This is a genomic window from Methylosinus sp. RM1, from assembly GCF_011378635.1.
Classification (GTDB): domain Bacteria; phylum Pseudomonadota; class Alphaproteobacteria; order Rhizobiales; family Beijerinckiaceae; genus Methylosinus; species Methylosinus sporium.
The window spans coordinates 69,102-90,455 of the sequence record NZ_WOVC01000001.1; the positions used below are offsets into that span (position 1 = coordinate 69,102).

General features: G+C 60.7%; 15 protein-coding genes. All 15 read left to right on the top strand.

Annotated elements, in window-relative coordinates; all coding sequences use genetic code 11:
* The first annotated feature begins 273 nt into the window (after positions 1-273).
* The 15 genes from FMZ75_RS00320 to FMZ75_RS00390 all read left to right on the top strand — a co-directional run bounded on the left by FMZ75_RS00320 (position 274) and on the right by FMZ75_RS00390 (position 21,272).
* On the top strand, positions 274-1,626 hold the full coding sequence (locus FMZ75_RS00320) for a nucleotide sugar dehydrogenase (RefSeq protein ID WP_108916111.1): 1,353 nt from the start codon (positions 274-276) through the stop codon (positions 1,624-1,626).
* On the top strand, positions 1,610-3,505 hold the full coding sequence (gene asnB / locus FMZ75_RS00325; RefSeq protein ID WP_246728691.1) for an asparagine synthase (glutamine-hydrolyzing): 1,896 nt from the start codon (positions 1,610-1,612) through the stop codon (positions 3,503-3,505). Before FMZ75_RS00320 ends, asnB (FMZ75_RS00325) begins: the two co-directional genes overlap by 17 nt.
* Positions 3,505-4,665, top strand: a complete 1,161-nt coding sequence (wecB, locus tag FMZ75_RS00330; protein WP_166140889.1) for a non-hydrolyzing UDP-N-acetylglucosamine 2-epimerase — start codon at positions 3,505-3,507, stop codon at positions 4,663-4,665. Before asnB (FMZ75_RS00325) ends, wecB begins: the two co-directional genes overlap by 1 nt.
* 32 nt (positions 4,666-4,697) lie before the next feature.
* On the top strand, positions 4,698-5,966 hold the full coding sequence (locus tag FMZ75_RS00335) for a glycosyltransferase family 4 protein (RefSeq protein ID WP_207783234.1): 1,269 nt from the start codon (positions 4,698-4,700) through the stop codon (positions 5,964-5,966).
* 23 nt (positions 5,967-5,989) lie between these two features.
* On the top strand, positions 5,990-7,648 hold the full coding sequence (locus FMZ75_RS00340; protein WP_246728705.1) for an alginate lyase family protein: 1,659 nt from the start codon (positions 5,990-5,992) through the stop codon (positions 7,646-7,648).
* A gap of 17 nt (positions 7,649-7,665) precedes the next feature.
* Positions 7,666-9,786, top strand: coding sequence for a bi-domain-containing oxidoreductase (locus FMZ75_RS00345; protein ID WP_166140891.1), 2,121 nt, complete (start codon positions 7,666-7,668; stop codon positions 9,784-9,786).
* Positions 9,783-10,748, top strand: coding sequence for a glycosyltransferase family 2 protein (locus tag FMZ75_RS00350; protein WP_166140892.1), 966 nt, complete (start codon positions 9,783-9,785; stop codon positions 10,746-10,748). Before FMZ75_RS00345 ends, FMZ75_RS00350 begins: the two co-directional genes overlap by 4 nt.
* A 24-nt stretch (positions 10,749-10,772) precedes the next feature.
* Entirely contained in the window at positions 10,773-11,651 is an 879-nt protein-coding gene (locus FMZ75_RS00355) for a class I SAM-dependent methyltransferase (protein WP_166140893.1), read from the top strand.
* Positions 11,652-11,667: 16 nt separating this feature from the next.
* Complete coding sequence (locus FMZ75_RS00360; protein WP_166140894.1) at positions 11,668-12,468, top strand: aldo/keto reductase; 801 nt, start codon at positions 11,668-11,670, stop codon at positions 12,466-12,468.
* Positions 12,465-14,009 (top strand): GMC oxidoreductase, encoded by a 1,545-nt coding sequence (locus FMZ75_RS00365; RefSeq protein WP_166140895.1) that lies wholly within the window; start codon positions 12,465-12,467, stop codon positions 14,007-14,009. The genes FMZ75_RS00360 and FMZ75_RS00365 overlap by 4 nt, the downstream gene beginning before the upstream one ends.
* 92 nt (positions 14,010-14,101) lie before the next feature.
* Positions 14,102-15,244, top strand: coding sequence for a glycosyltransferase (locus FMZ75_RS00370; RefSeq protein WP_166140896.1), 1,143 nt, complete (start codon positions 14,102-14,104; stop codon positions 15,242-15,244).
* A gap of 155 nt (positions 15,245-15,399) precedes the next feature.
* A complete protein-coding gene (asnB, locus tag FMZ75_RS00375; protein WP_166140897.1) occupies positions 15,400-17,325 on the top strand; it encodes an asparagine synthase (glutamine-hydrolyzing) in 1,926 nt (641 codons plus the stop codon).
* Positions 17,322-18,398, top strand: a complete 1,077-nt coding sequence (locus FMZ75_RS00380) for a glycosyltransferase (protein ID WP_166140898.1) — start codon at positions 17,322-17,324, stop codon at positions 18,396-18,398. The genes asnB (FMZ75_RS00375) and FMZ75_RS00380 overlap by 4 nt, the downstream gene beginning before the upstream one ends.
* Before the next feature lie 97 nt (positions 18,399-18,495).
* Positions 18,496-19,689 (top strand): acyltransferase, encoded by a 1,194-nt coding sequence (locus tag FMZ75_RS00385; protein ID WP_166140899.1) that lies wholly within the window; start codon positions 18,496-18,498, stop codon positions 19,687-19,689.
* A gap of 263 nt (positions 19,690-19,952) precedes the next feature.
* A complete protein-coding gene (locus FMZ75_RS00390) occupies positions 19,953-21,272 on the top strand; it encodes a hypothetical protein (protein WP_166140900.1) in 1,320 nt (439 codons plus the stop codon).
* The last annotated feature ends 82 nt before the right edge of the window (positions 21,273-21,354 follow it).

A 21,354-nucleotide genomic window follows, 5' to 3' on the forward strand; every position in this document is an offset into this window, starting at 1 on the left:
GCAGAATCGACCGATGAATAATTTCTATCGCAGACCGACGAATCCCGGTCGCCTGACGGGTTCTCTCTTCGGCGACGCACGATCATAGGGCGTGCGATCGCCGCGCAACGGCGCCGAATCGGCGGCGCGACGACGAAGGTCGACGCTCGGGGATGTGATTCACCCGAAGTGCGGTAGCGTGGCGGATCGAAAATTTCTCGACCGGCCAGCCCCTGCGCCAAATGTCCTTACGCACGCGAAATGCCTATCGAAACGCTCCTACAGGACGGAACGATGCTCAATACGACATTGCAACGCGCTCCCATTCAGATTCTCGAAGACAAATTGCGACACAAGCAGGCGGTGATCGGAGTGATCGGGCTCGGCTATGTCGGCCTTCCGATCTGTATCGCCGCCGCTGAGGCGGGCTCGATGGTGCTGGGTTTCGACGTCGATCCGGCCAAGCCCGACGCATTGGTCCGCGGCAAGAGCTATCTCAAGCATATTCCCGACGACCGCATTCGATCGCTGCTGAGCGAGAACCGATTCGATGCGACGACGAATTTCGATCGCTTGTCGGAGCCGGACGCATTGCTGATCTGCGTGCCGACGCCGCTCGACGCGCATCTCGATCCCGATCTCTCATTCGTTGTGGCGACAGGCGAGCAAATCGCGCCCCGGCTTCGTCGCGGCCAGATCGTGATCCTCGAGTCGACCACCTATCCGGGCACGACCTTCGAAGTGTTGCGACCCATTCTGGAGACGAGCGGCCTCGTCTGCGATCGCGACTTCTACCTCGCCTTTTCCCCCGAGCGGGAAGATCCCGGCAATCTCGAATTCTCGACGTCGCGCATTCCTAAAGTGATCGGCGCGGATAGCGCCGACGCATCCAACCTCGCCGCCATTCTCTACGATCAATTCGTCCCGCGAACGGTGGTCGTGTCGTCGAGCGCGACGGCCGAGGCGGTCAAGCTCACCGAAAACATCTTCCGCGCCGTCAATATCGCGCTCGTCAACGAGCTGAAGCTCGTTTACGGCGCGATGGGCGTCGACGTCTGGGAAGTCATCGAAGCCGCAAAATCGAAGCCATTCGGCTACATGCCTTTCTATCCGGGGCCCGGTCTCGGCGGGCATTGCATCCCGATCGATCCGTTCTACCTGACCTGGAAAGCGCGTGAATATGGCGTCGCGACGAAGTTCATCGAACTCGCGGGGCAGATCAATTCGAGTATGCCGCAGCATATCGTCAACGAGCTGGCGGGTGCGTTGGATCGTGCATCTGGTCGCGGCTTGAGCCGGTCGCGGATATTGGTCGCGGGCGTCGCCTACAAGAAGAACGTCGACGACACACGCGAGAGCCCTGCGCTTCGAATGATCGAATTGCTCGAGGCGCGCGGCGCGCAGGTGCGGTTCTACGATCCTTTCGTGAGCGTCCTTCCGGACTCACGCGAGCACAAATCGCTATCTGGCCGGCGCTCTGAGATCTGGGATCCGGTTCGACTCGTCGATTATGACGCGGTTCTCATCGCAACAGATCACGACGACGTGGACTATGCCGCTCTCGCGTCGAACGCAAAGCTGATTGTCGATACGCGCAACGCTTGCCGGCGCGCGGGCGTGACCAGCTCGAATGTCGTTCTGGCCTGACGAGAATCATTCTCCTATGTGCGGCGTCAACGGCATTTACGCTCACGCGGCGAGCGCCGGCCCGATCGATCGGGAAGCGCTCGTTCGCACCCGGGACCATATGGCCGAACGTGGGCCGGACGGGGTCGGCGAGTGGATCTCCGGCGACCAGCGCGTCGGCTTGGGTCATCGTCGCTTGTCGATCATAGATCTCTCGCCCGCCGGAGCGCAGCCGATGCCGAGCGCGGACGGGAGGCTCGTCGTCACCTTCAATGGCGAAATCTACAATCATCTCGAGTTGCGCGACAGGCTCGAGAAAAAGGGGCGTCGGTTCGTCAGCCGATCGGACACGGAGGTGCTGCTGCATCTCTATGCCGAAATGGGCGAAGCGATGGTCCGCGAGCTTCGGGGCATGTTCGCCTTCGCTCTATGGGACTCGGAGCGCGGCGTGCTTCTGCTCGCGCGAGATCCTTACGGGATCAAGCCGCTCTATTATGCGGACGACGGGAAAATGTTTCAGTTCGCATCGAGCGTCAAAGCGCTGGTCGCCGGCGGTCTGACGTCGCGTGTTCCCGATCCTGCGGGCGTGATCGGCTTCTATGTGTTCGGCAGCGTGCCGGAGCCATTCACCGTCTACCGCGCGATCAGCGCTGTTCCCGCCGGGACGACGATCATTGTCGGACGCGATGGTGTGAAGGAGCCGCGGCGCTACGCTTCGATCGCTCGCATTCTTCGGGACGCCGAGGATGAGGCGCTCAAAGCGAGCGACGAAGAATGCGACGAATGGTTTCGGGAAGCGCTTCTCGACAGTGTCCGGCATCACCTCGTCGCAGATGTCCCGGTGGGCGCCTTCCTGTCGGCCGGAGTCGATTCCGGGGCGCTGCTCGGTCTGATGCGCGATCTCGGTCAGACGCAAATCAAGACGATCACTCTCGAGTTCGATGAATTCATAGGCGGGGCGAGCGACGAAGCCCCCGCTGCAGAGCGGCTCGCGAGGCGATACGGCGCCGATCATACGAAAAGGCGGATCGGCGCCGCCGAATTCAAGCGCGATCTTCCGCAGATCATCGCAGCGATGGATCAGCCGAGCGTCGATGGAATCAACAGCTGGTTCGTCGCGAAAGCGGCGCATGAGCTCGGACTGAAAGTGGCGGTCTCCGGCGTCGGGGGCGACGAGCTGCTCGGCGGCTATAGCACCTTCCATAGGGTGCCGCACTGCGTCAAATGGTTCGGCCTCGCCGCGCGCGTCGCCGGGAAGGGGACGGCTTTCGCGCGTGTCGTGGAAACGGCGCGCAGATCTGGCGTGCGTCTGCATCCGAAGGCGATCGGCCTCCTGGCCTACGGCGGCAGCGCGGCCGGAGCCTATTTGCTCTCTCGTGGTCTGTTTCTTCCGACAGAGCTCGACAGCGAGATCGCCGACGTGGACTTTTTGCGCGAGGGGCTCGTGCGGCTGGATCCGCTCGCGCATGTCGCCGCGGCGCTCGATGATGGGCCGACATCGTCGTTCGGCGAGGTCGCGACGCTCGAGTCGAGCTTCTATCTCCGCAATCAGTTGCTACGCGACGCGGATTGGGCCGGCATGGCGCACTCTTTGGAGATACGCACGCCATTGGTGGACTGCAGGCTTTTGCGTCGCGTCGCGCCATTGCTCGGGCGTCGCCATCGGCCGACCGGAAAGTCGCTGCTCGCGAATGCGCCAAGTCGGGCGCTGCCGGAAGAAATCGTGAATCGACCGAAAACGGGCTTCGGAATTCCGGTCCATGCGTGGATGCGCGAAGCCTCGGCAGGGAACGATCCTTTGAAATTCGCCGCGGAGAGTGGCGTTCCCTGGAGCCGGGTCTGGGCGCGATGCGTTTCGTCGATGCATGCGTCGACGCCGATCGAATTGACGGAGCGATAATGTCGGATCCGCGAGCGCGAACCATCTGCTGCATCGTCGGAGCGCGGCCGAATTTCGTGAAAATCGCGCCGATCATGCGCGCGCTGACGGACTGCGACAGACTCACTCCTCAACTCATTCACACCGGGCAGCATTACGACGTCGCCATGAATTCGATTTTCTTCGACGAGCTCGAGATTCCACGGCCGGATATCAATCTCGAGGTGGGCTCCGGCACGGGGACCGAGCAGACGGCGCGCATCATGCTGGGGCTCGAGCCAATCCTATCGACGCGCCCGCCCGATATGGCGATTGTCGTCGGCGACGTGAATTCGACGCTGGCGGCGGCTCTCGTCGCCGCCAAGCTCGGCATTCCGCTCGCACATGTCGAGGCAGGGCTGCGCAGCGGAGATCGCTCGATGCCGGAGGAAGTCAATCGTCTCGTCGTCGACAGGCTTTCCGATTTGCTGTTCACGAGCGAGCAGTCCGCAATCGACAATCTGATTTCCGAAGGCGTCTCGCCTCGGCGCATCGTCTTCGTCGGCAATGTAATGATCGACACTCTGCGCGCCTGCTCGACGAGAGCTGCTCCCGTGCGTTCGACGCTGTCGGGAGCGGGAGCGGACCCCGCGCTGAGCGAGCAGGCGGCGGCGCTCGGATTCGCCTTTGTGACCCTTCATCGTCCCTCCAATGTGGACGACCCCAAAAGGCTCGAATCACTGTTGAACGCATTGGCGCGCATAGCGCGGAAGATCACGCTCGTTTTCGCGTTGCATCCTCGCACCAGGGCGATGATCGCGAGCGCGGGGCTCGATGCGCTGCTGCTGACGTCCTCCATCATCGTCACGCCGCCGCTCAGCTATCTTCGTGCGATTGGATTGATGAAGGAGGCGCGTTTCGTGATCACGGACAGCGGCGGCGTCCAGGAGGAGACCACGGCGCTCGGGATTCCCTGTCTGACGGTGCGCGACAGCACCGAGCGTCCCGTCACGGTCCAGCAGGGAACGAATATTCTGGTGGGAACATCCATCGAGGCGCTCGCGAGCGCGGTCGACGATACGCTCGCGGGCGGCGGAAAGAGGGGACAGATTCCGCCGATGTGGGACGGCAAGGCGGCGGAACGAATTGTCGCGGCGATCGATGCTCATCTCGGCGGTAGACACGCTCTATTGCCGGCGTGAATGGCATATTGCGAGATCACGACGTGCGCATCATGTTCTTCACCCATTACTATCCCCCGGAAGTTAATGCGCCGGCGTCCCGGACCGCGGAACATGCGCGCGTTTGGGCCCGCAGCGGACACGATGTCGTCGTGGTCACATGCGCCCCCAACCATCCGGAGGGCCGGGTTTATCCTGGCCACACGAACGCGCTCTATCAGAGCGAGACGGTCGATGGGGTGCGCGTCGTCCGAGTGTGGACCTGCATCGCAGCCAATGAAGGCGTCATGCTGCGCACGATCAATTATCTCTCCTATGCGGCGTCGGCCAGCTTGGCGATGTTCTGGCTCGGGCGCCCCGATGTCGTCGTCACGACATCCCCGCAATTCTTTTGTGGTCTGATCGGCCTGGTGGCGCAGACTTTCAAACGCACGCCCTGGGTGCTCGAGATCAGAGATTTGTGGCCGGAGAGCATCGTCGCTGTCGGGGCGATACGCAAAGGCGTCGTCGTGCGTTGTCTGGAGTGGCTGGAGCGGATCGCTTATCGTCGCGCGGACCGGATCGTTTCCGTGACCGAGTCCTTCGTCTCGCACATTTCGTCGCGATGTGGGACTCCCGAAAAGATATCGGTGATCAAGAACGGCGCCGATCTCACGCGCTTCACGCCTTCGGAGGGAGCAAGCGACGTCAAGCGACGCCTCGGGCTCCAAAACTGCTTCGTGGCCGCCTATGTCGGCACGCATGGGATGGCGCATGGTCTGGAAACCGTGCTGGATGCGGCCGAAATCCTTCGAGATCGTCCGCAGATCGCGTTTCTCCTGGTCGGCGACGGAGCGGCGCGGCGCCATTTGCTGAAGATCAGGGACGAGAAGCAATTGAGCAATGTCGTAATGCTCGGGCAGCAGCCCAAGGAGGCGATGCCGGGGGTTTGGGAGGCCATTGATGCGAGCCTCATCGTTCTTCGTCGAGACGATTTGTTCAGGACCGTGTTGCCATCCAAAATGTTCGAGGCCATGGCGATGCGTCGACCTATCATTCTCGGAGTGGAAGGCGAAGCCTGCACGCTTCTGGAGGAGGCTGGCGCTGGAGTCGCGATCACTCCAGAGAGCGCCGAGGAGCTGGCGGCGGCCGTGATGCGGCTCTCGCAGGATCGTGAATTGGCGAAGCGGCTCGGCGCCGCCGGCTATGCGCATGTGCGACGGCACTTCGATCGCGCCGAGTTGGCCGCGAAATATATCGATGTGCTCAATGATGCGATCGCTACGGCTCGACCTGGCGCTCGGCGACGCCGCGTCGCGCTGGAAAGGATTGCGGATCGATGAAAGATGTCGGTCCCTTCCAGAAAATGACGCGCGCGATCGCCTTCGGACGACGCGTCCCTCTTCGCAAGCTGGTGAGTCGCATAGAAAGGGATCTGCGGCGCCGGGCTCCAAGGAGGTCGCCAGCGCCCGTCGTCGTTCCGCCGCTCGCGGCGAGACCCCCACTCCCTCTGTTCGCTCCGAGGCATGGACGGCTAGAGCGCGTCGGCGACAAGTTTCTGCTCATATTTCTCGGACAGTCGTTCGAGACGGGGCCGAATGTCGATTGGCGCTGCCGGCGTGAAGACTCCGCCAGTCAGCTCTGGCGGATGAATCTGCACTATATGGAATATCTCGAGGAGGTCGACGACGCGCTCTTCACAGATTTGGCGCGCCAGTGGATCGGCGGCAATCTCGGAGACGAACCCGAGTGCTGGAAGGACAGCTGGAACAGCTATTCTCTTTCGTTGCGGGTCGTCGTCTGGATGCAACAGCTCGCCGCCCGGCGCCTTTGCCTCTCCGAAGCCGCGGCGCCGTTGATCACATCTTTGGCGAGCCAAATTTGCCATCTCGAGAAGAATCTCGAAACGGACCTCGGCGGCAATCACCTCGTGAAGAATATCAAGGCTCTGATCTGGGCCTCTGCATTTTTCGCGGGGCCGATGGCCGACCGCTGGCGTGCGCTCGGGACGCGTTTGCTGATCGACGAATTGGCGCGGCAAATCCCACTCGACGGCGTACATTATGAACGCTCGCCATCCTATCATTGTCAGGTCTTCGCTGATGTTCTCGAGTGCCGGCGCGCTCTCGGCGTGGGTCCATCGACCGGCCGAATCGACGAGGCGCTAGAACGAATGGCGCAGGCCACCGCCGATTTGGCGCATCCAGACGGCCGCGTCGCCTTGTTCAACGACGCCGGACTGTCCATGTCATATGAACCCGGTGAATGTCTTGAGGTCTATGCGCGATTGTTCGGCAGCCGACCGACGCCGCAACGCGTTTTCGCCTATCCGCAGGGCGGCTACTTCGGCCTGCGCAATGGCGCGGATTATTTCGTCGCGGATTTCGGCCGCATCGGTCCAGATGATCTGCCGGCCCACGCTCATGGAGACATCGGCAGTTTCGAATGGTCGGTCGCAGGCGAGCGCATCTTCGTCGATCAAGGTGTCTTCGAATATGTCGCGGGCGAGAAACGCCGGTGCGCACGCTCGGCCGCCAATCACAACACTCTTTGTTTCGAGAATGCCGATCAGGCCGGTTTTTTCAGCGCATTTCGATGTGGCCGCCGACCTGATGTGAACGTGCGATTCTACGATAGGACAAAGGACGGCTTCGTCCTAGAGGGGTCGCACAATGGTTTCGCGAACCTTCCCGGCCGTCCCATTCATGTCCGTCGTTTGTCGGTGAGGTCGAGCGAGGTCGTCATTCGTGATCGAATCGAGCCGTTCACGAAACGAGCGGCGACGCTCGGCTTTCTCCTGCATCCAGAGGCGAAGGCGGAAGTTGCTGACGATGGCGCGCGCATCAGGCGCGGCGGAATCGAAATTCTCATGATCTGCGCGCAGAAAATCGAGATCGAAAGAGCGGTGTGGTGGCCCGACATGGGGCGCGAGCGCGAAACGACGCGACTGCGCGTGCGGCTCGGATCGGATCGTAGTGAAATTACGACCATTTTGCGCGTGTCGTCGCATTCGGTAGGCGCCTAGAAGCGAATGGAGATAGCGTGAAGCAAGTCGAGCAAAACTATCGAACCGGCGCGCTGAGAATCGCCGAAGTTCCTGCGCCACGCGCGCCTGAGGGTGGCGTCCTGGTGGCGACGCGCGTGTCATTGATAAGTTCTGGGACCGAGAAGCAGCTGATCGATCTCGCCAAGACGTCGCTCGCCGGCAAGGCGATCGCTCGTCCCGATCTCGTGCGCCGCGTGCTTCACAATGTGCAGCGCGACGGCCTGCGACCGACGATCGAAAAAGTGTTCGCAAAGCTCGACACGCCGATTCCGCTCGGCTACAGCCTGGCCGGCGAGGTGATCGATATCGGACGTCGGGGCGGCGCACACGCCGTCGGTGATCGCATCGCCTGCGCAGGTGCGGGGCTCGCCAATCACGCCGAGATCAACGCTGTGCCGAAAAATCTCACGGCGGCGATCCCCGGCTCCGTCGACGACGAGGATGCGAGCTTCGTGACGCTCGGCGCCATCGCCTTGCAGGGCGTGCGGCTCGCTGCGCCGACGCTCGGCGAAAGGATCGTGGTCATCGGATTGGGGCTGCTCGGCCTGTTGACAGTGCAGTTGCTGAAGGCCAATGGTTGCCGTGTGTTGGGGTTCGATCCCAATGCGGACCGCGTGAAGCTCGCGGAGGAGCTGGGGGCAGACGTTGCTGTGCGTGACGGGCTGCGCGAGGCGGCGGGTGGTTTCACGAGCGGTTACGGCGCCGACGCGGTGATCCTCACCGCATCGAGCAAATCCAATGAGCCGATCAATGTCGCGGCGGAGATCAGTCGCCTGAAAGGTCGAATCGTCGTGGTCGGCATGGTGGGAATGACGATCGATCGCGAACCCTTCTACAAGCGCGAGCTCGAATTGAAATTGTCCTTGTCCTATGGTCCAGGGCGCCACGATCCGAGCTACGAGCAGAGCGGCGTCGATTATCCGCTCTCCTATGTGCGCTGGACAGAGCAGCGCAATATGGAAACATTTCTTGCCCTTGTCGCCGACGGAAAGGTCACGCCGAAGCGGCTCGTGACGCATCGTTTCGGCATCGAAGAGGCGGAAAAGGCCTATTCGCTGATGGGCAGCGGAGCACCCCATCTCGCGATCCTGATTACATATCCCGAGCCGAAGGCGCGCCAGTTCGAGAGACGATTGCGGCTCGCGCCGCCTCCCCGCAAAGCGGCGAATGGCGTCGCCTTCATCGGCTTCGGCAATTACGCCAAAGGCGTGCTCGCGCCCGCCGTGCGCAAGGTCGGCAAGACGTCGCTGACCACGGTGGTCACGACGACCGGCGTGAGCGCAGGACATGCCGCTCAAAAGCACGGATTCGCCGTCGCGGCGACCGATCCGGCGGCGGCGTTGGACGATCCCGATACCGATACCGTTTTCATTGCGACCAGGCACGACACACATTCGCCATTGACGGCGGCCGGCCTTCGCGCCAGCAAGCATGTGTTTTGCGAAAAGCCACTCGCGATCGATGCGCCTGGGCTGGCCGATGTGCTCGCCGCGGCGGAGATTTCGTCGGGCGTGCTGACAGTCGGCTTCAATCGACGTTTCGCGCCGCTGCTACGGGATGCGAAATCCGCGTTGGAGCCGCGCACCGGACCTCTCGTGATGCTCTATCGAATCAACGCCGGCGTGATTCCTGGCGACAGCTGGATCCAGCGCGAGGAGGGGGGAGGGCGTATCGTCGGCGAAATCTGCCACTTCGTCGACGCGCTCACGTTTCTGTCGGGAAGTCTTCCGATCGAGGCGCAGGCGATCGCAGCGCGCGACCATGCCGACGCCGTTTCGATCCTCATTCGCTTCGCCGACGGCTCGACCGGCTCGATCATCTACACATCGATCGGCGATCCGGGCGTGGCGAAAGAATTTGTCGAGGCCTTCGCGGATGGCAGGGTTATTCAGCTCGACGATTTTCGACGGCTGACGGTGACCAACGGCGGAAAGAGCATCGTCACCAAGCGGGCGCAGGACAAAGGACAGCACGGACTCGTCGCCGCATTTCTCGAAGCGACGCGCGGCGATTGCGATCCGCCAATTCCGTTGGTGGAGCTCGTGGCCGTGACCGCGGCGACCTTTGCGATCGAGGACTCGTTGCGTATCGGCGCGCCTGTCGCGATCTCGGCATGAGCTGCGTTCAGGAGGCGCGAGACGGGCGCGGGTCATTTTCTCGCGGCGCGGGAAAGCTGTCCATTACGGCGATCATCCTTACCTTTGACGAGGAAGTCCATATCGAACGCTGCTTGACGCGGATCGCGCCTCTGGTCGAACGCATCATCGTGGTCGACAGCTTCTCCACCGATCGAACCGTCGCGATCGCGCGCGGGCTCGGCGCGGAGGTGGTTCAACGCGCGTTCAAGAACCAAGCGGAACAGTTTCAATGGGCGCAATCGAGCTGCGTCATCGCCACCGAATGGGTGTTGCGGCTCGACGCCGACGAATATCTAGAGCCGGGGCTGATCGATACGCTTCGACATTGTCTCAGTGCGCTTCCCGACGATGTGACCGGTCTCGATCTGAAGCTGAAAGTCGTTTTTCGTAATCGCTGGATCCGATTCGGCGGCTATTATTCCACCTTGCTCACCCGCTTGTGGCGTTCCGGCGCGGGCTATTACGAGCAACGCTGGATGGATGAACGCGTCGTGCTGACCCGTGGGCGGTCCATTCGTGTGAAAGGCGGCGATCTCGTCGATCACAGCCTGAAGGACATTGATTGGTGGACAGACAAGCACAATCGATACGCGACAAGGCAGATGGTGGACTTCATAAATCGCGAGCATAGCCTGTTCGCGATCGACCACCGCGTCGACCGCAACGCCCACGCCCAGGCGCGTTGGAAGCGCTTCCTTCGCAACCGCGTCTTCGCCGGCGCGCCGCTCTATCTACGCAGCCTCTTGTATTTTTTCTATCGTTACATCCTGAGATTTGGCTTTCTCGACGGGCGCGAGGGCTTCTTGTTCCATGTTTTGCACGGACTTTGGTATTTTCTCCTGATCGACGCCAAGGTCGACGAAGCGCGCGGCTACATAAGCGAGCACGGAGTCGATGCATTTCGCGACCATCTTCGCCGACGCCACCGCATCGCATTGTGACGCGACCAGAGGGTGGAGGATGCAATGGTGACGACCGAAGGATCCAGCGACGCGCAGTGCGAATTGAAGGCTTGCGTGCGAGATCATTGGGAATTGGAGACCTGCGGCACGCGATATGGCGAGGACCATGATCGGCTCGCATGGTTTCGGGAGATCGCAGAAAATCGTATCCGTCTCGAACCTTATATTTTGGATTTTGCGCGCTTCCCGGAGGCGGATGGCCGCCAGATTCTGGAGATAGGCGTCGGCGCGGGAACGGATTTCGAGCAGTGGTGTCGATATGCCGCCCATGCGACCGGCGTCGATCTGACGGAGGCGGCGATCGCGCTCACGGCGGAGCATCTCCGGCTCGAGGGGATATCCGAAAGCCGATTCACTTTGAGAACGGCCGACGCCGAAGCTCTGCCGTTCGAAGATAAAACTTTCGACATCGTCTATTCTTGGGGAGTGTTGCATCACACGCCGAACACGGAGCGCGCTTATCGCGAAGCCTATCGCGTTCTGAAGCCGGGCGGCGTGATGCGGACCATGATCTATCACATTCCCTCCTGGACCGGAATCATGCTGTATGTCGCGCATGGCTTGTTGAAAGGACGCATCGCGCTCGGATTGCGTTCGGCGATTTTCAATCATTTGGAGAGCCCCGGCACGAAGGCTTATACACGCGCAGAAGGACGTAGGCTCGCCGCCGATGTGGGATTCGATTCCGTTGTCGTGACGACGCGCCTCGGTCCCGGCGATTTGTTGGAGATCAAGCCGAGCCCTCGCTATCGTGGATGGGCGGCGCGCCTCGCCTGGATGTTCTACCCGCGTCCGCTGGTCAGGCTGCTCGGGGATCGCTTCGGACTGTATCTCTTGATCGAGGGGCGCAGGCCCGCGAAAGGGGGAGGCTATACGACATGAATCGGCGACGCTCGATATGACGGCGTTCACGCCCGGCGCCGAGCGCTCGCCGCGGAATGATTTCGTGTTCGGCGCGGGAAGCCTTCATCGGATCTTTTCGAGCGCCCGCAGGCAGAGGCTGCTCGATCAGGCGTTCGAGCTCGGCTTTCGGGCGTTCGACGCCGCGCCGGCCTACGGCAATGGCCTGAACGAGCTCGAGCTCGGATACGCATTCGGCCGGCGACGATCGGAGGTCGAGCTCACGACAAAATTCGGCATCCCCGTCGAGCTCTATGGCGAACGCATGAGGGCGATGTTTTTTTTGATGCGGGCGAAGAGAAAATATTTGTCGCGCAGCTACGGCTCCGAATATGAGCGGCGCTGCTTTTCCGCGTCCGCGCTGCTCGAAAGCCTGCATGGATCGTTGCGCCGGCTGCGCTGCGATTACGTGGATCGTCTGATGATGCATGAGCCGCTGGAGCCTCTGCCATTGCGCATTTCCGTTGAATTGATCGATCTCGCGGAGCGCTTGAAGGTCGAGGGAAAGATTCGATCGTTCGGGGTCTGTGGAACATCTCGATCGATAAGAAATGTCCTCGATTCCATACCTTTCGATGTGGTCCAAGCGCCTATATGGGACATTGCCGATCTGCCGATCGAGGGTGCGGCGACCGTGGCTTACGGAGCGTATCGGGAGTTCTCGAATCGGGCGCCGAGCCGGGGTCGGGGCTTCGTCGACTTCGTGTCGTCTTTACGCGTCGAGCGCCCGAGACTCGAGATCATCCTTGCGTCGACCTCGTGCAAGACCTTGAACAGCTGGAAGGGTCTGTTCCCGTGAGCATACTCGACGTCGATGCGACGATCATTGGCGGCGGCCTGGTGGGCACGCTCGTCGCCAAACTGCTCGTAAGGCGTGGAATGCGTGTCGCGTTGATCGAGAAAGGGCCGGCTGCTCTCGCGGATCAACTCGAAGCTCGCCCGAATGTGCGTTGTTCCGCACGGCGACACGATGGCGTCTATAACGCACGCAATCATGTGCTCGGCGGAAATGGTCATTACTGGGGGGGAGGACTTGTCCGACCGCGGAATACGACGCTTCGCGCTGTCTTGGGAATGGCGCCGTCGGGAAATTCGACCTCGGAAGATCTGGCGCCGTATTTCGATGCGGTGGAAGCCGATGTCGGCCTCGAAGAGTCGCCTCGGAACGATCGAGTTTTTGTTTCGGATGGCGCCATTGGAGATTGTTGGCTATCCGAGACCGTCGTTCTTCCGGGTCGAGTTCGAAATCTCGCGGCGAGCGCACTCGAATTTCTGCGCGGAACAAAGTCATGCACCATCATATGCGATTCCGAAATCATGCATTTCGATCAGGGCGGCCCACGCCGTAGATTGGGCGTTCTTTCTCGCGGAAAGCGGATCGACGTCGTGTGCGACGGGCTTTTCCTCTGCGCGGGAACGATCGACACTCTATTGCTCGTTCGACGCCTTGGCTCCGCATTGCATTCGAGTCGGATGCATTCGATAGGCGCGAATGTCCATGATCATATTTCAATGCCGATCGGCGAAGTGGCGATCGGCGAAAGCCGAGCGTTCCAGGAGTTCCTGTTTCCGACTTTCCGTGGGAATTGCATCGTGGGGAAACGGCTCGAGCTCGAGAGCGCCGACGATTCTATGCGCGGCGTTCTGCATTTTCAGTTTCGGTTCGACGATTCGCCGCTCTACCGCCAGATCAAGCGCATTCTCGCTCTGCGCCAGCAGCGGGCCGGCTCGATCGAAATCCTGTGGGCTATGACAAAGGCTTCTCCTCACATATTCGAACTCTGTCGGATCGGCTATGTACGCTTCGTTAATAGCCGGCTTCATGTGAGCAGAAATGTTCCCGTCATCGCGACCCTCGACGTCGAGTCGACGTGTTGCGGCGACAACAAAGTCGAATTCGACGAATTCGGCGATGTCGTCATGAGCTGGGATGTCCGCCGGGATGACGAAGTCGCGTTCGAACGATTGTACGAGAGGGCGAGGGTCATACTCCTCGAGCTCGCCGAGAAATACCGCGTGCAGATAAAGCCGCTCGGAAACATTTCGACATTCGAGGGGCGGCTCTATCATCTTCGTCGGGAGGCCACTGACGCTTACCATCTCGGCGGAGGGCTCGCGCTCGGAGAAGTGATCGATGATCGGCTTCGTTTGATCGGCGCCGAAAATGTATATGTGATTTCTAGCGCTGTCTTCCAGCGCCCAGGCCTCGCTAATCCGACGATGTCGCTGATGGCGCTCGCGCATCGGTGTGTCGACGATTTATGCTTTGAACTCGGTCGAATGCCGAAATGCCAGCGCCAATCGCGAGCAGACCAGCCCCGCCGAGGGATTCCTTCATGATGTTGCATCGTGCGGGCGATTCGGCGCCGCAGACTGCAGCGATGAAGATCGAGGCTTCGCCTCGCGGCGTCGAGAAAACGCGGCCGGTCGTCTTGGCGCTGCTCGAAGTGCTGTGGCCGGGAAATGATGCGACGGGCCCAAATCAGAGCTTTCTGGAGCTGTGCCGAAGTCTCGGCGACGAATTCGTATTCAAGGCGGTGGCTCGCGATAGGCCATTCGGCTCGACGCTAGCCGTTGCTCCCATCGGGATGTGGTTCGAGCAAGAGTTCGCGAAGGTGCGATATTGCCCCGTCTCCGTACTCGGTGCGGCCGGCCTCGCGGAGATTTTGCGAACGACGAGCTATGACGTCCTGATGATGAATGGATTTTTTGATCGAGACTTTACCATTCCGGCGCTGATGCTTCGTCGCTTCGGTCGTGTTCCGCAGCGCCCGACGATTCTCTCACCGCGTGGCGAATTTTCCCGAGGCGCACTTGCGCTCAATTCCGGCCGCAAGCATTGCTACCTTGCGCTCGCTCGACGGCTCGGCCTTGTCGAAGACGTGTGGCTCCATGCGACCGGACCATGTGAGGCCGAGGACATCGCCCGCGCCTTTCCGCATGGGAGAGGAATTTTCGTCGCGCCGAATGTGCGGCGACCAACGCCTGCGCCAGCGGTTCGAACGATTGCCAAGCGCGAAGGGACGCTTCGCCTGGCGTTTCTCGGCCGAGTCGCGCGCGTCAAAAATCTCGACTATGCGCTTCGTGTATTGAGGAGTGTCGAGAGGCCCGTGTCTTTCGATATTTTCGGTCCCGTGCAAGACGGCGACTATCTCCAAGAGTGCTTGGCGATCGCCGCCGATTTGCCGGGACAGATCTCGGTCGCGTTCAAAGGCGAAATCCGTAACGAACTCGTTCCACAAGCGCTCGCCGATTGTGACCTGTTTTTTCTGCCGACGCGCGGCGAAAATTTCGGCCATGCCATTCTCGACGCTCTCCTCGCGGGTGTGCCTGTTCTCATCAGCGATCGGACGCCATTTCAGTCTCTCGAACTGAAAGGGGCCGGCTGGAGTCTTTCGCTCGATGCGCCAGAACGCTTCGCGGAAGCGATCGAAGCATTCGCTGCGATGAGCCCGGAGAAAGCCGCGGCGATGAGGGCGGCTGCGCGCGAGCTGGGGGAGCGATCGATCCTTGAGAGCGACTCTGTGGCGGCCAATCGTGCAATGCTCCATTCGGCTCTCGGCCATATGCGTTGACGATGACATCGATGGCGGCGCGATAGGCGCTGCGCTCTCGAAGACACTCGGTCACTCTCGCCAGTGCGCTGCCTCGGGTTGCAATGCGGATCATTGCGACGACGCGGCGCCGGCTGTGTCGGCTCTCGCAACTTCTTAGAGAATGAGAGAAGCTCATGTGTGGGATCGTCGGGTATTTGGGCGCCGATGCAGCGAGCGGCCGGCAATTCGCGGAGCGGGGCGGTCGGCTCCTGCAGCATCGTGGGCTCGATGACGAAGGTGTTTTCGCTGCAGACGGAGTCGTTTTGGGTTTTCGTCGCCTATCGATTGTCGATCTGACAGCGGCGGGTCATCAACCGATGACGTCTCCAGATGGACGCTACACGCTCATCTACAATGGTGAAGTCTATAATCACGAGGATTTGCGCCCTCGATTGTCGAACCGCTGGCAATTCAGCTCGCGCTGCGACACGGAAACCGTTCTCGCGGCGCTCGCGCAGGAGGGACCGGCGGCGCTCGAGCGAATGGTGGGAATGTGGGCGCTGGCCCTCTGGGATGCGGTCGATCGGCGGCTTCTGCTGTCGCGTGATCGATATGGCCAAAAGCCGCTGTATTGGCGCAAGTGCGACGATGGGTCGCTACGCTTTGCGAGCGAAATCGCGCCACTGATCGACGCTGGCGAGAGGCCGAAGCTCTACGCGCCCGCCATGGCCGAATTCCTCGCCGTCGGCAGCTATGGGCATCTCGGCGAGCGAACATTTTTCCGCGATATCCGATCTTTTCCGCCGGGACATTGGGCATGGATCGACAATTGTCGAAGCGAGATCGAGCCGCGACGATATTGGCGCTTCCCCGTTTGCCGAAAGCAGGACCAGAGGCCGCTCGACGATTACGCCGCCCGCCAATTCCGAGAGGCATTCCTGGAAGCGGTCGGCTCGCAGATGGTCGCCGACGTTCCCATCGCTGCGACTCTTTCCGGGGGCCTGGATTCGAGCGCCGTGGTCGGCGCGATGGCGTTGTCGAAGTCGAATGGCCGGATCCGAGCGTTCACCGCTCAGGCGAGAGGAACGGCTTACGACGAGAGCAGCTACGTTGCGGCGGTGGGCGAGCTATGGGGCGACCGGCTCGAGATCGAGGCCCTCGCTGTCGAGACCATGTCGCTCTCGATTCTGACGGAGGCGGTCGTCGTTGCGCAGGAAGAACCGTTCGGCGATCCTTCGATCATCGCGCATGATCTCATCACGCGCGCGGTTCGGAAGTCCGGGATAACGGTTTTGCTCGGCGGACAAGGCGGCGACGAGCTGCTGCTCGGCTATCCGCACTTTTCGCCCGCTGTCGTCGCGTCCGAATTGCGCGGCGGTCGGCGGTACTGGGCGCTGCGCGAAATGACGAGCCTCGGCATGGGAAGCGGCGCGCTGATCCGCATAGGGGCGTCGGCGATTTGGCCGACGCTCGAACGCAGCATGAGACGACGAAGCAAACTGAACGCGTATCATTGGCTCAGTCCCGCGCTGCGAGAAGCGGCATGGGATCTTTCACCGCATCTCGCGGCGCTCAGCCATCTCGACGGCGTCTGGCTCGAAAACATCGAGAAGCTGGCGTTGCCTCATCTGGTGCACTACGACGATCGTAACTGTATGCGTCACTCGATCGAGGGGCGTATGCCTTTTCTGGACCATCGCCTCGCCGATGTGGTCGCTGGCTTCGAGCCGCAGGCCTTCCTGGATCATGGTCGACGAAAGAATTTGCTACGCCACGCGTGTGGTGATCTGTTGCCCGATATCGTTCGTTCGCGGAATGACAAGATCGGCTTTCATACCCCGCTGACGGAATTGATGGCCGCCGAAATCGAATGGGTGCAGGAGCTCGTCTGCGGAGAGGAGGCGAGAGCGTCGGAGCTCTTCGATACAGATTGGATATCGTCGCGCTGCGAGGCGCTACGACATCGCGCCGCGGGCCCCGCGGATGTCGGCCGCGTGTGGCGTGCGCTCGTCGCCACAATTTGGACGCGTGCATTCTCGGTCGATTGTGATGTGGTCGCGGACAGACGGCCGCCGCTCGTGATCGACGCCGATTCCTCGAGAGCGAGGGCATTCATGTGAAGCTGCTCTACCTCGGAGAACTCATGCTCGGCGCGACGTCTCTTCAACGCGCTGAGGCGTTCGGCCGCATCCCCGGAGTCGAGCTCATCGGGCTGGCCACAGGCACGGGCGTGGTCGGGCGTCGGATCAGCCTCTACAACCGCTTGCGCTGGAAGCTTCGATGGCCGATCGACGACCTCCATCTGAACGACTCTCTCGTCGCGGCCGTTTCGCGCGAGCGGCCCGAGGTGGTCGTGGTGGATAACAGCAAAGTCATCAGGCGCGACACTCTCGCGACTCTGCGCAGGCTCGGCGTCCGCTGCCTCGCCTATTACACGCCGGACGACGTCATGGGCCGCCACAATTTGAGCTGGACTCTCAAGGCGTCGCTTCCAGATTGGGATGTCTTCTTCACGACGAAGACATTCAATGTCGCCGAGCTCGCGGCCGCCGGCGTACGCAATGTCGTGCTCATGGGCAAAGCCTTCGATGCTGATATTCATCGTCCCGTTTCGCCACAGGAGGCCGGCCCGGACTATGAGAGATTCGATTTGGTGTTCGCCGGCGCATTCGAGAAGGAGCGTTGCGACAGCATCAATGCGCTCGCCGAGGCGGGTTTCAGCGTCGTCGTGTATGGCGACGCTCACGCGCGATGGAGCGGCGGGCGCCTTCATTCCCGTGCGACCTTGCGAGAGCCGCGGTTCGCGCATCTATACACCCGCGCATTGCACCACGGCAAAATCGCGCTTTGCTTTCTTCGCAAGCTGAACCGAGACCGCATAACGCAGCGGACGATGGAAATCGCTGCGATGGGGCGACCGATGCTCGCAGAGAAGACAGACGAGCACGACGTTCATTTCGTCGACGGAAGCGAATATCAGGGCTTTTCCTCGAATAGCGAGCTGATCGCCAAAGCCCGCGAAATGCTGGATGACGACGAGAGGCGCGCAGCGATCGGGCGACGCGCGCTGGCGCGCTGCCGCTCCTCCGGATATTCGAGCGATGAACGCGCGCTGCAGATGATCGAGGCGATTCGCAGCAACTTGCGATCTTCGGCGAACGCGCCGACAGTCCACTCTTTGGTGCAAGTCTGAGCGTTCGCTACGTATTCAAAGCGCTCGTCGGCAGCCTGCCATCGTTCGTAATCTGGCGTAGAATTTCGACGGTCCTGTCGACAGAGGCGTAGCTCCTATGACGAACGCCATCGAGAGAAATTCGCTCGCGCCTTCTGCGCTTCGCGCGAAGAAGGCGAGCAAAATTGCGCCATTGACGTCTCTTCGGTTCGTGGCCGCGCTCTGGGTGGTGATCTATCATACCTTTCCACTCGACGAGTCCAGCGCTCCGACCCTTCGAGGATTGGTCCAATACGGCTTTGTGACGGTCGGATTATTCATGGTGCTGTCTGGATTTCTCCTCACCATGGCTTATCAATGGTTCGACCATCCGAGATCGATCCGACGATTTTGGGTAGCACGGTTCGCGCGGATCTATCCAGTCTATCTACTCTCGCTTCTCGCCGATCTTCCGAGGCTGTTGAGCTGGCGTGTGGCCAAATACGGATTTGTATCGGCCGCCGCGGCCACTTTCGCCACTTTCGGCTTCCAGTCGACTCTGCTCCAGACATGGCTGCCTTTTACAGTTCTGCAAGGATTGAACAGTCCGAGCTGGACCGTTTCGACCGAGGCGTTCTTTTATATCGCTTTTCCATTTTTAATCGGGCCCATATCAGCGATCCGCTCGCCCAATGGTCTGTTGGGCGTGATGGCTGGCGCATGGATCGTCGCGATTTTTACCTCGGCGCTCATATGCGCCTTTCTCATATCCCCTCCGATAAATATGGAGATGGCTATTCAGCAGCATCCCCTACTGCGGCTTCCCGAGTTTGTGGCCGGAATTGCGCTGGCGAATTTTTACCGAGCTCGGCGGTCGTCGGAGCGAGAAAGTAGGAACGCCAATATTGGGTTGATGGTGAGCCTCGCGGTCTTCGTCCCGCTCGCCCTATATGCCTATGAAGCGTGTTACCTCGCGCTACATAATGGACTGCTGATACCTGTCTATTGCTGCTTCATTCTTTCGGTCGCATTATGCGGAGGCGGCTTGCGGACGCTTCTGTGCTTCCCTGCATTCGTGTCGCTGGGCGAAGCGAGCTACGCCATCTACCTCGCCCATGCGCCCTTACGGGCGGCGTTGCAGGCTGCTGGGCTGGACGAGACAATCTTCGGCTGGGTGGTCTATATTGCGATGCTCATCGGCGTGAGCGTGCTCGTCTATAGATATGTCGAGCGGCCGCTGCGCGCCAGAATAATGAAGATCTACGACAATTGGGCCAAGTCTGTCGACGAGGATGCGCATGGGCGCGCGTTCGTGAGAAAAGTTGCGAAATAGTCGATTGAACAGCGAAGGATTACATGAGCTACCCGAATATCGACGCGCTGAGGGCCGATCGCAAAGATCACTCGGTCGAGACGCCGCGCATGTTCAGCGTGGCTGCCGCGACTCCTCGATCGCGATCTCTGTTCATTCCTACGAGCGTCGAGCTGTGGTCGCTGTCGGCGCTCATCGCCTTCTATTGGCTCGCCGACGAGATTGTCGGCGACGCCAGCGATGATCTAGTTAACATCGCCGGACCGATCGCTTTCTCGGCGATCATGGGCTTCGGCCTCGTCCGGATGCTGCTCGACGACGCGCGATCGATCTTCGCGCCACTCTTTACATTCCGCGTGGCGTCGGCCGTCTATTTCGGCATGGGATCGCTCGTGCATATGGTCGTCAGCCCAGAGCGCCGCGCCATACTCGAGTCGTTCTATTTGTTCACCGACCGAGACGTGGCCAAGCTCAATTTTCTGGTGGCGTGTTCCACGCTCTTTATCCTTGTCGTCGCTGGGGTGGCGGAGAGCTTCGCGACGCGTTCCGAAACGCCGGCGCCGACGACGAGCATCGCCGGGGCCGATGCGAGGCGGATGAGAAACTATGGCTTGGTGTTCCTAGTGATCGGGTCGGCGCTCAAATACATTTTCGTGTTCCCGGTGTCGATCGGATGGGTCGCGTGGGGCGAAGTGCCCGGCTCGATCGTGACGATGGCGGAAATGTCGCTCATTGGGCTCAATCTGTTGACAATTTGGAGCCTGCAGAACGCCCGTGCATTTTTTCCGATCGTATGCGTTCTGGTCGCAATAGAGATGTTGGTAGGCGTGCTGCTTCTCAGCAAAACGCAGGTGCTGCTCCCAATGCTCATGCTTCTGGTCGGAATCATGGCGCAAAGATTGACATTGAAGCGCGTGATCGGCGCCCTTATCGCGGTCGCGATCGCGCTCGAGGTGCTTCAGCCCATGATCGCATTCGCGCGAGACGAATTCAATTTGCGCACCGGGGGAATGGCGACCAATGCGACGATCGCGATGAGAGCCCAGATCTTGGTATCCTATTTCGATCCGTTTCGGACGCGGAGCCCGAGCGAAGAACCCGGCGAGGGGCTAATGCGCATCAGTTATGTGAACGCCGGCGCTTTCGCTATTGTGATGTATGATCGCGGCAATTCGGGCGATTCTTTCAAAAATCTTTTCGTCTCGCTCGTTCCGCGCGTACTTTGGCCGGAAAAGCCGCTGCTTCAGGCGGGTGGCGATTTCGCGATGGCGGCTTCGGGACGATATGTAGAAAATTCTGTGTCGCCCGGCATGTTCGCCGAGGCTTATTGGAACTACGGATGGATGGGCGTTCCCTTGGTGATGACGCCGCTCGGACTCTTCCTTTTGTGGATGTCGCGCTATTCGCTCTGGGTGTTGCAACGAGAGAAATGGATGTTCTTTCCAATTGCGCTGATCGGAATGAAGGTCGGTCTGGCGATCGATGGAATGTTCGTTTCGCAAATTGCCGGCACGACGGCCATTGTCGTGGTCTTTCATGTCGTCACAGTCGCCTTGGAGGTGGGCATGCAAAGAATTGGATTTGGCGCGCTTCACCGTGCATGACGCTCGGAATCGACGATCGGCCTATGATCCAGGTCGTGGTTGGAAGTGGTAGTTGCATGGACAGTCTCGCGCCGCGCTCCGG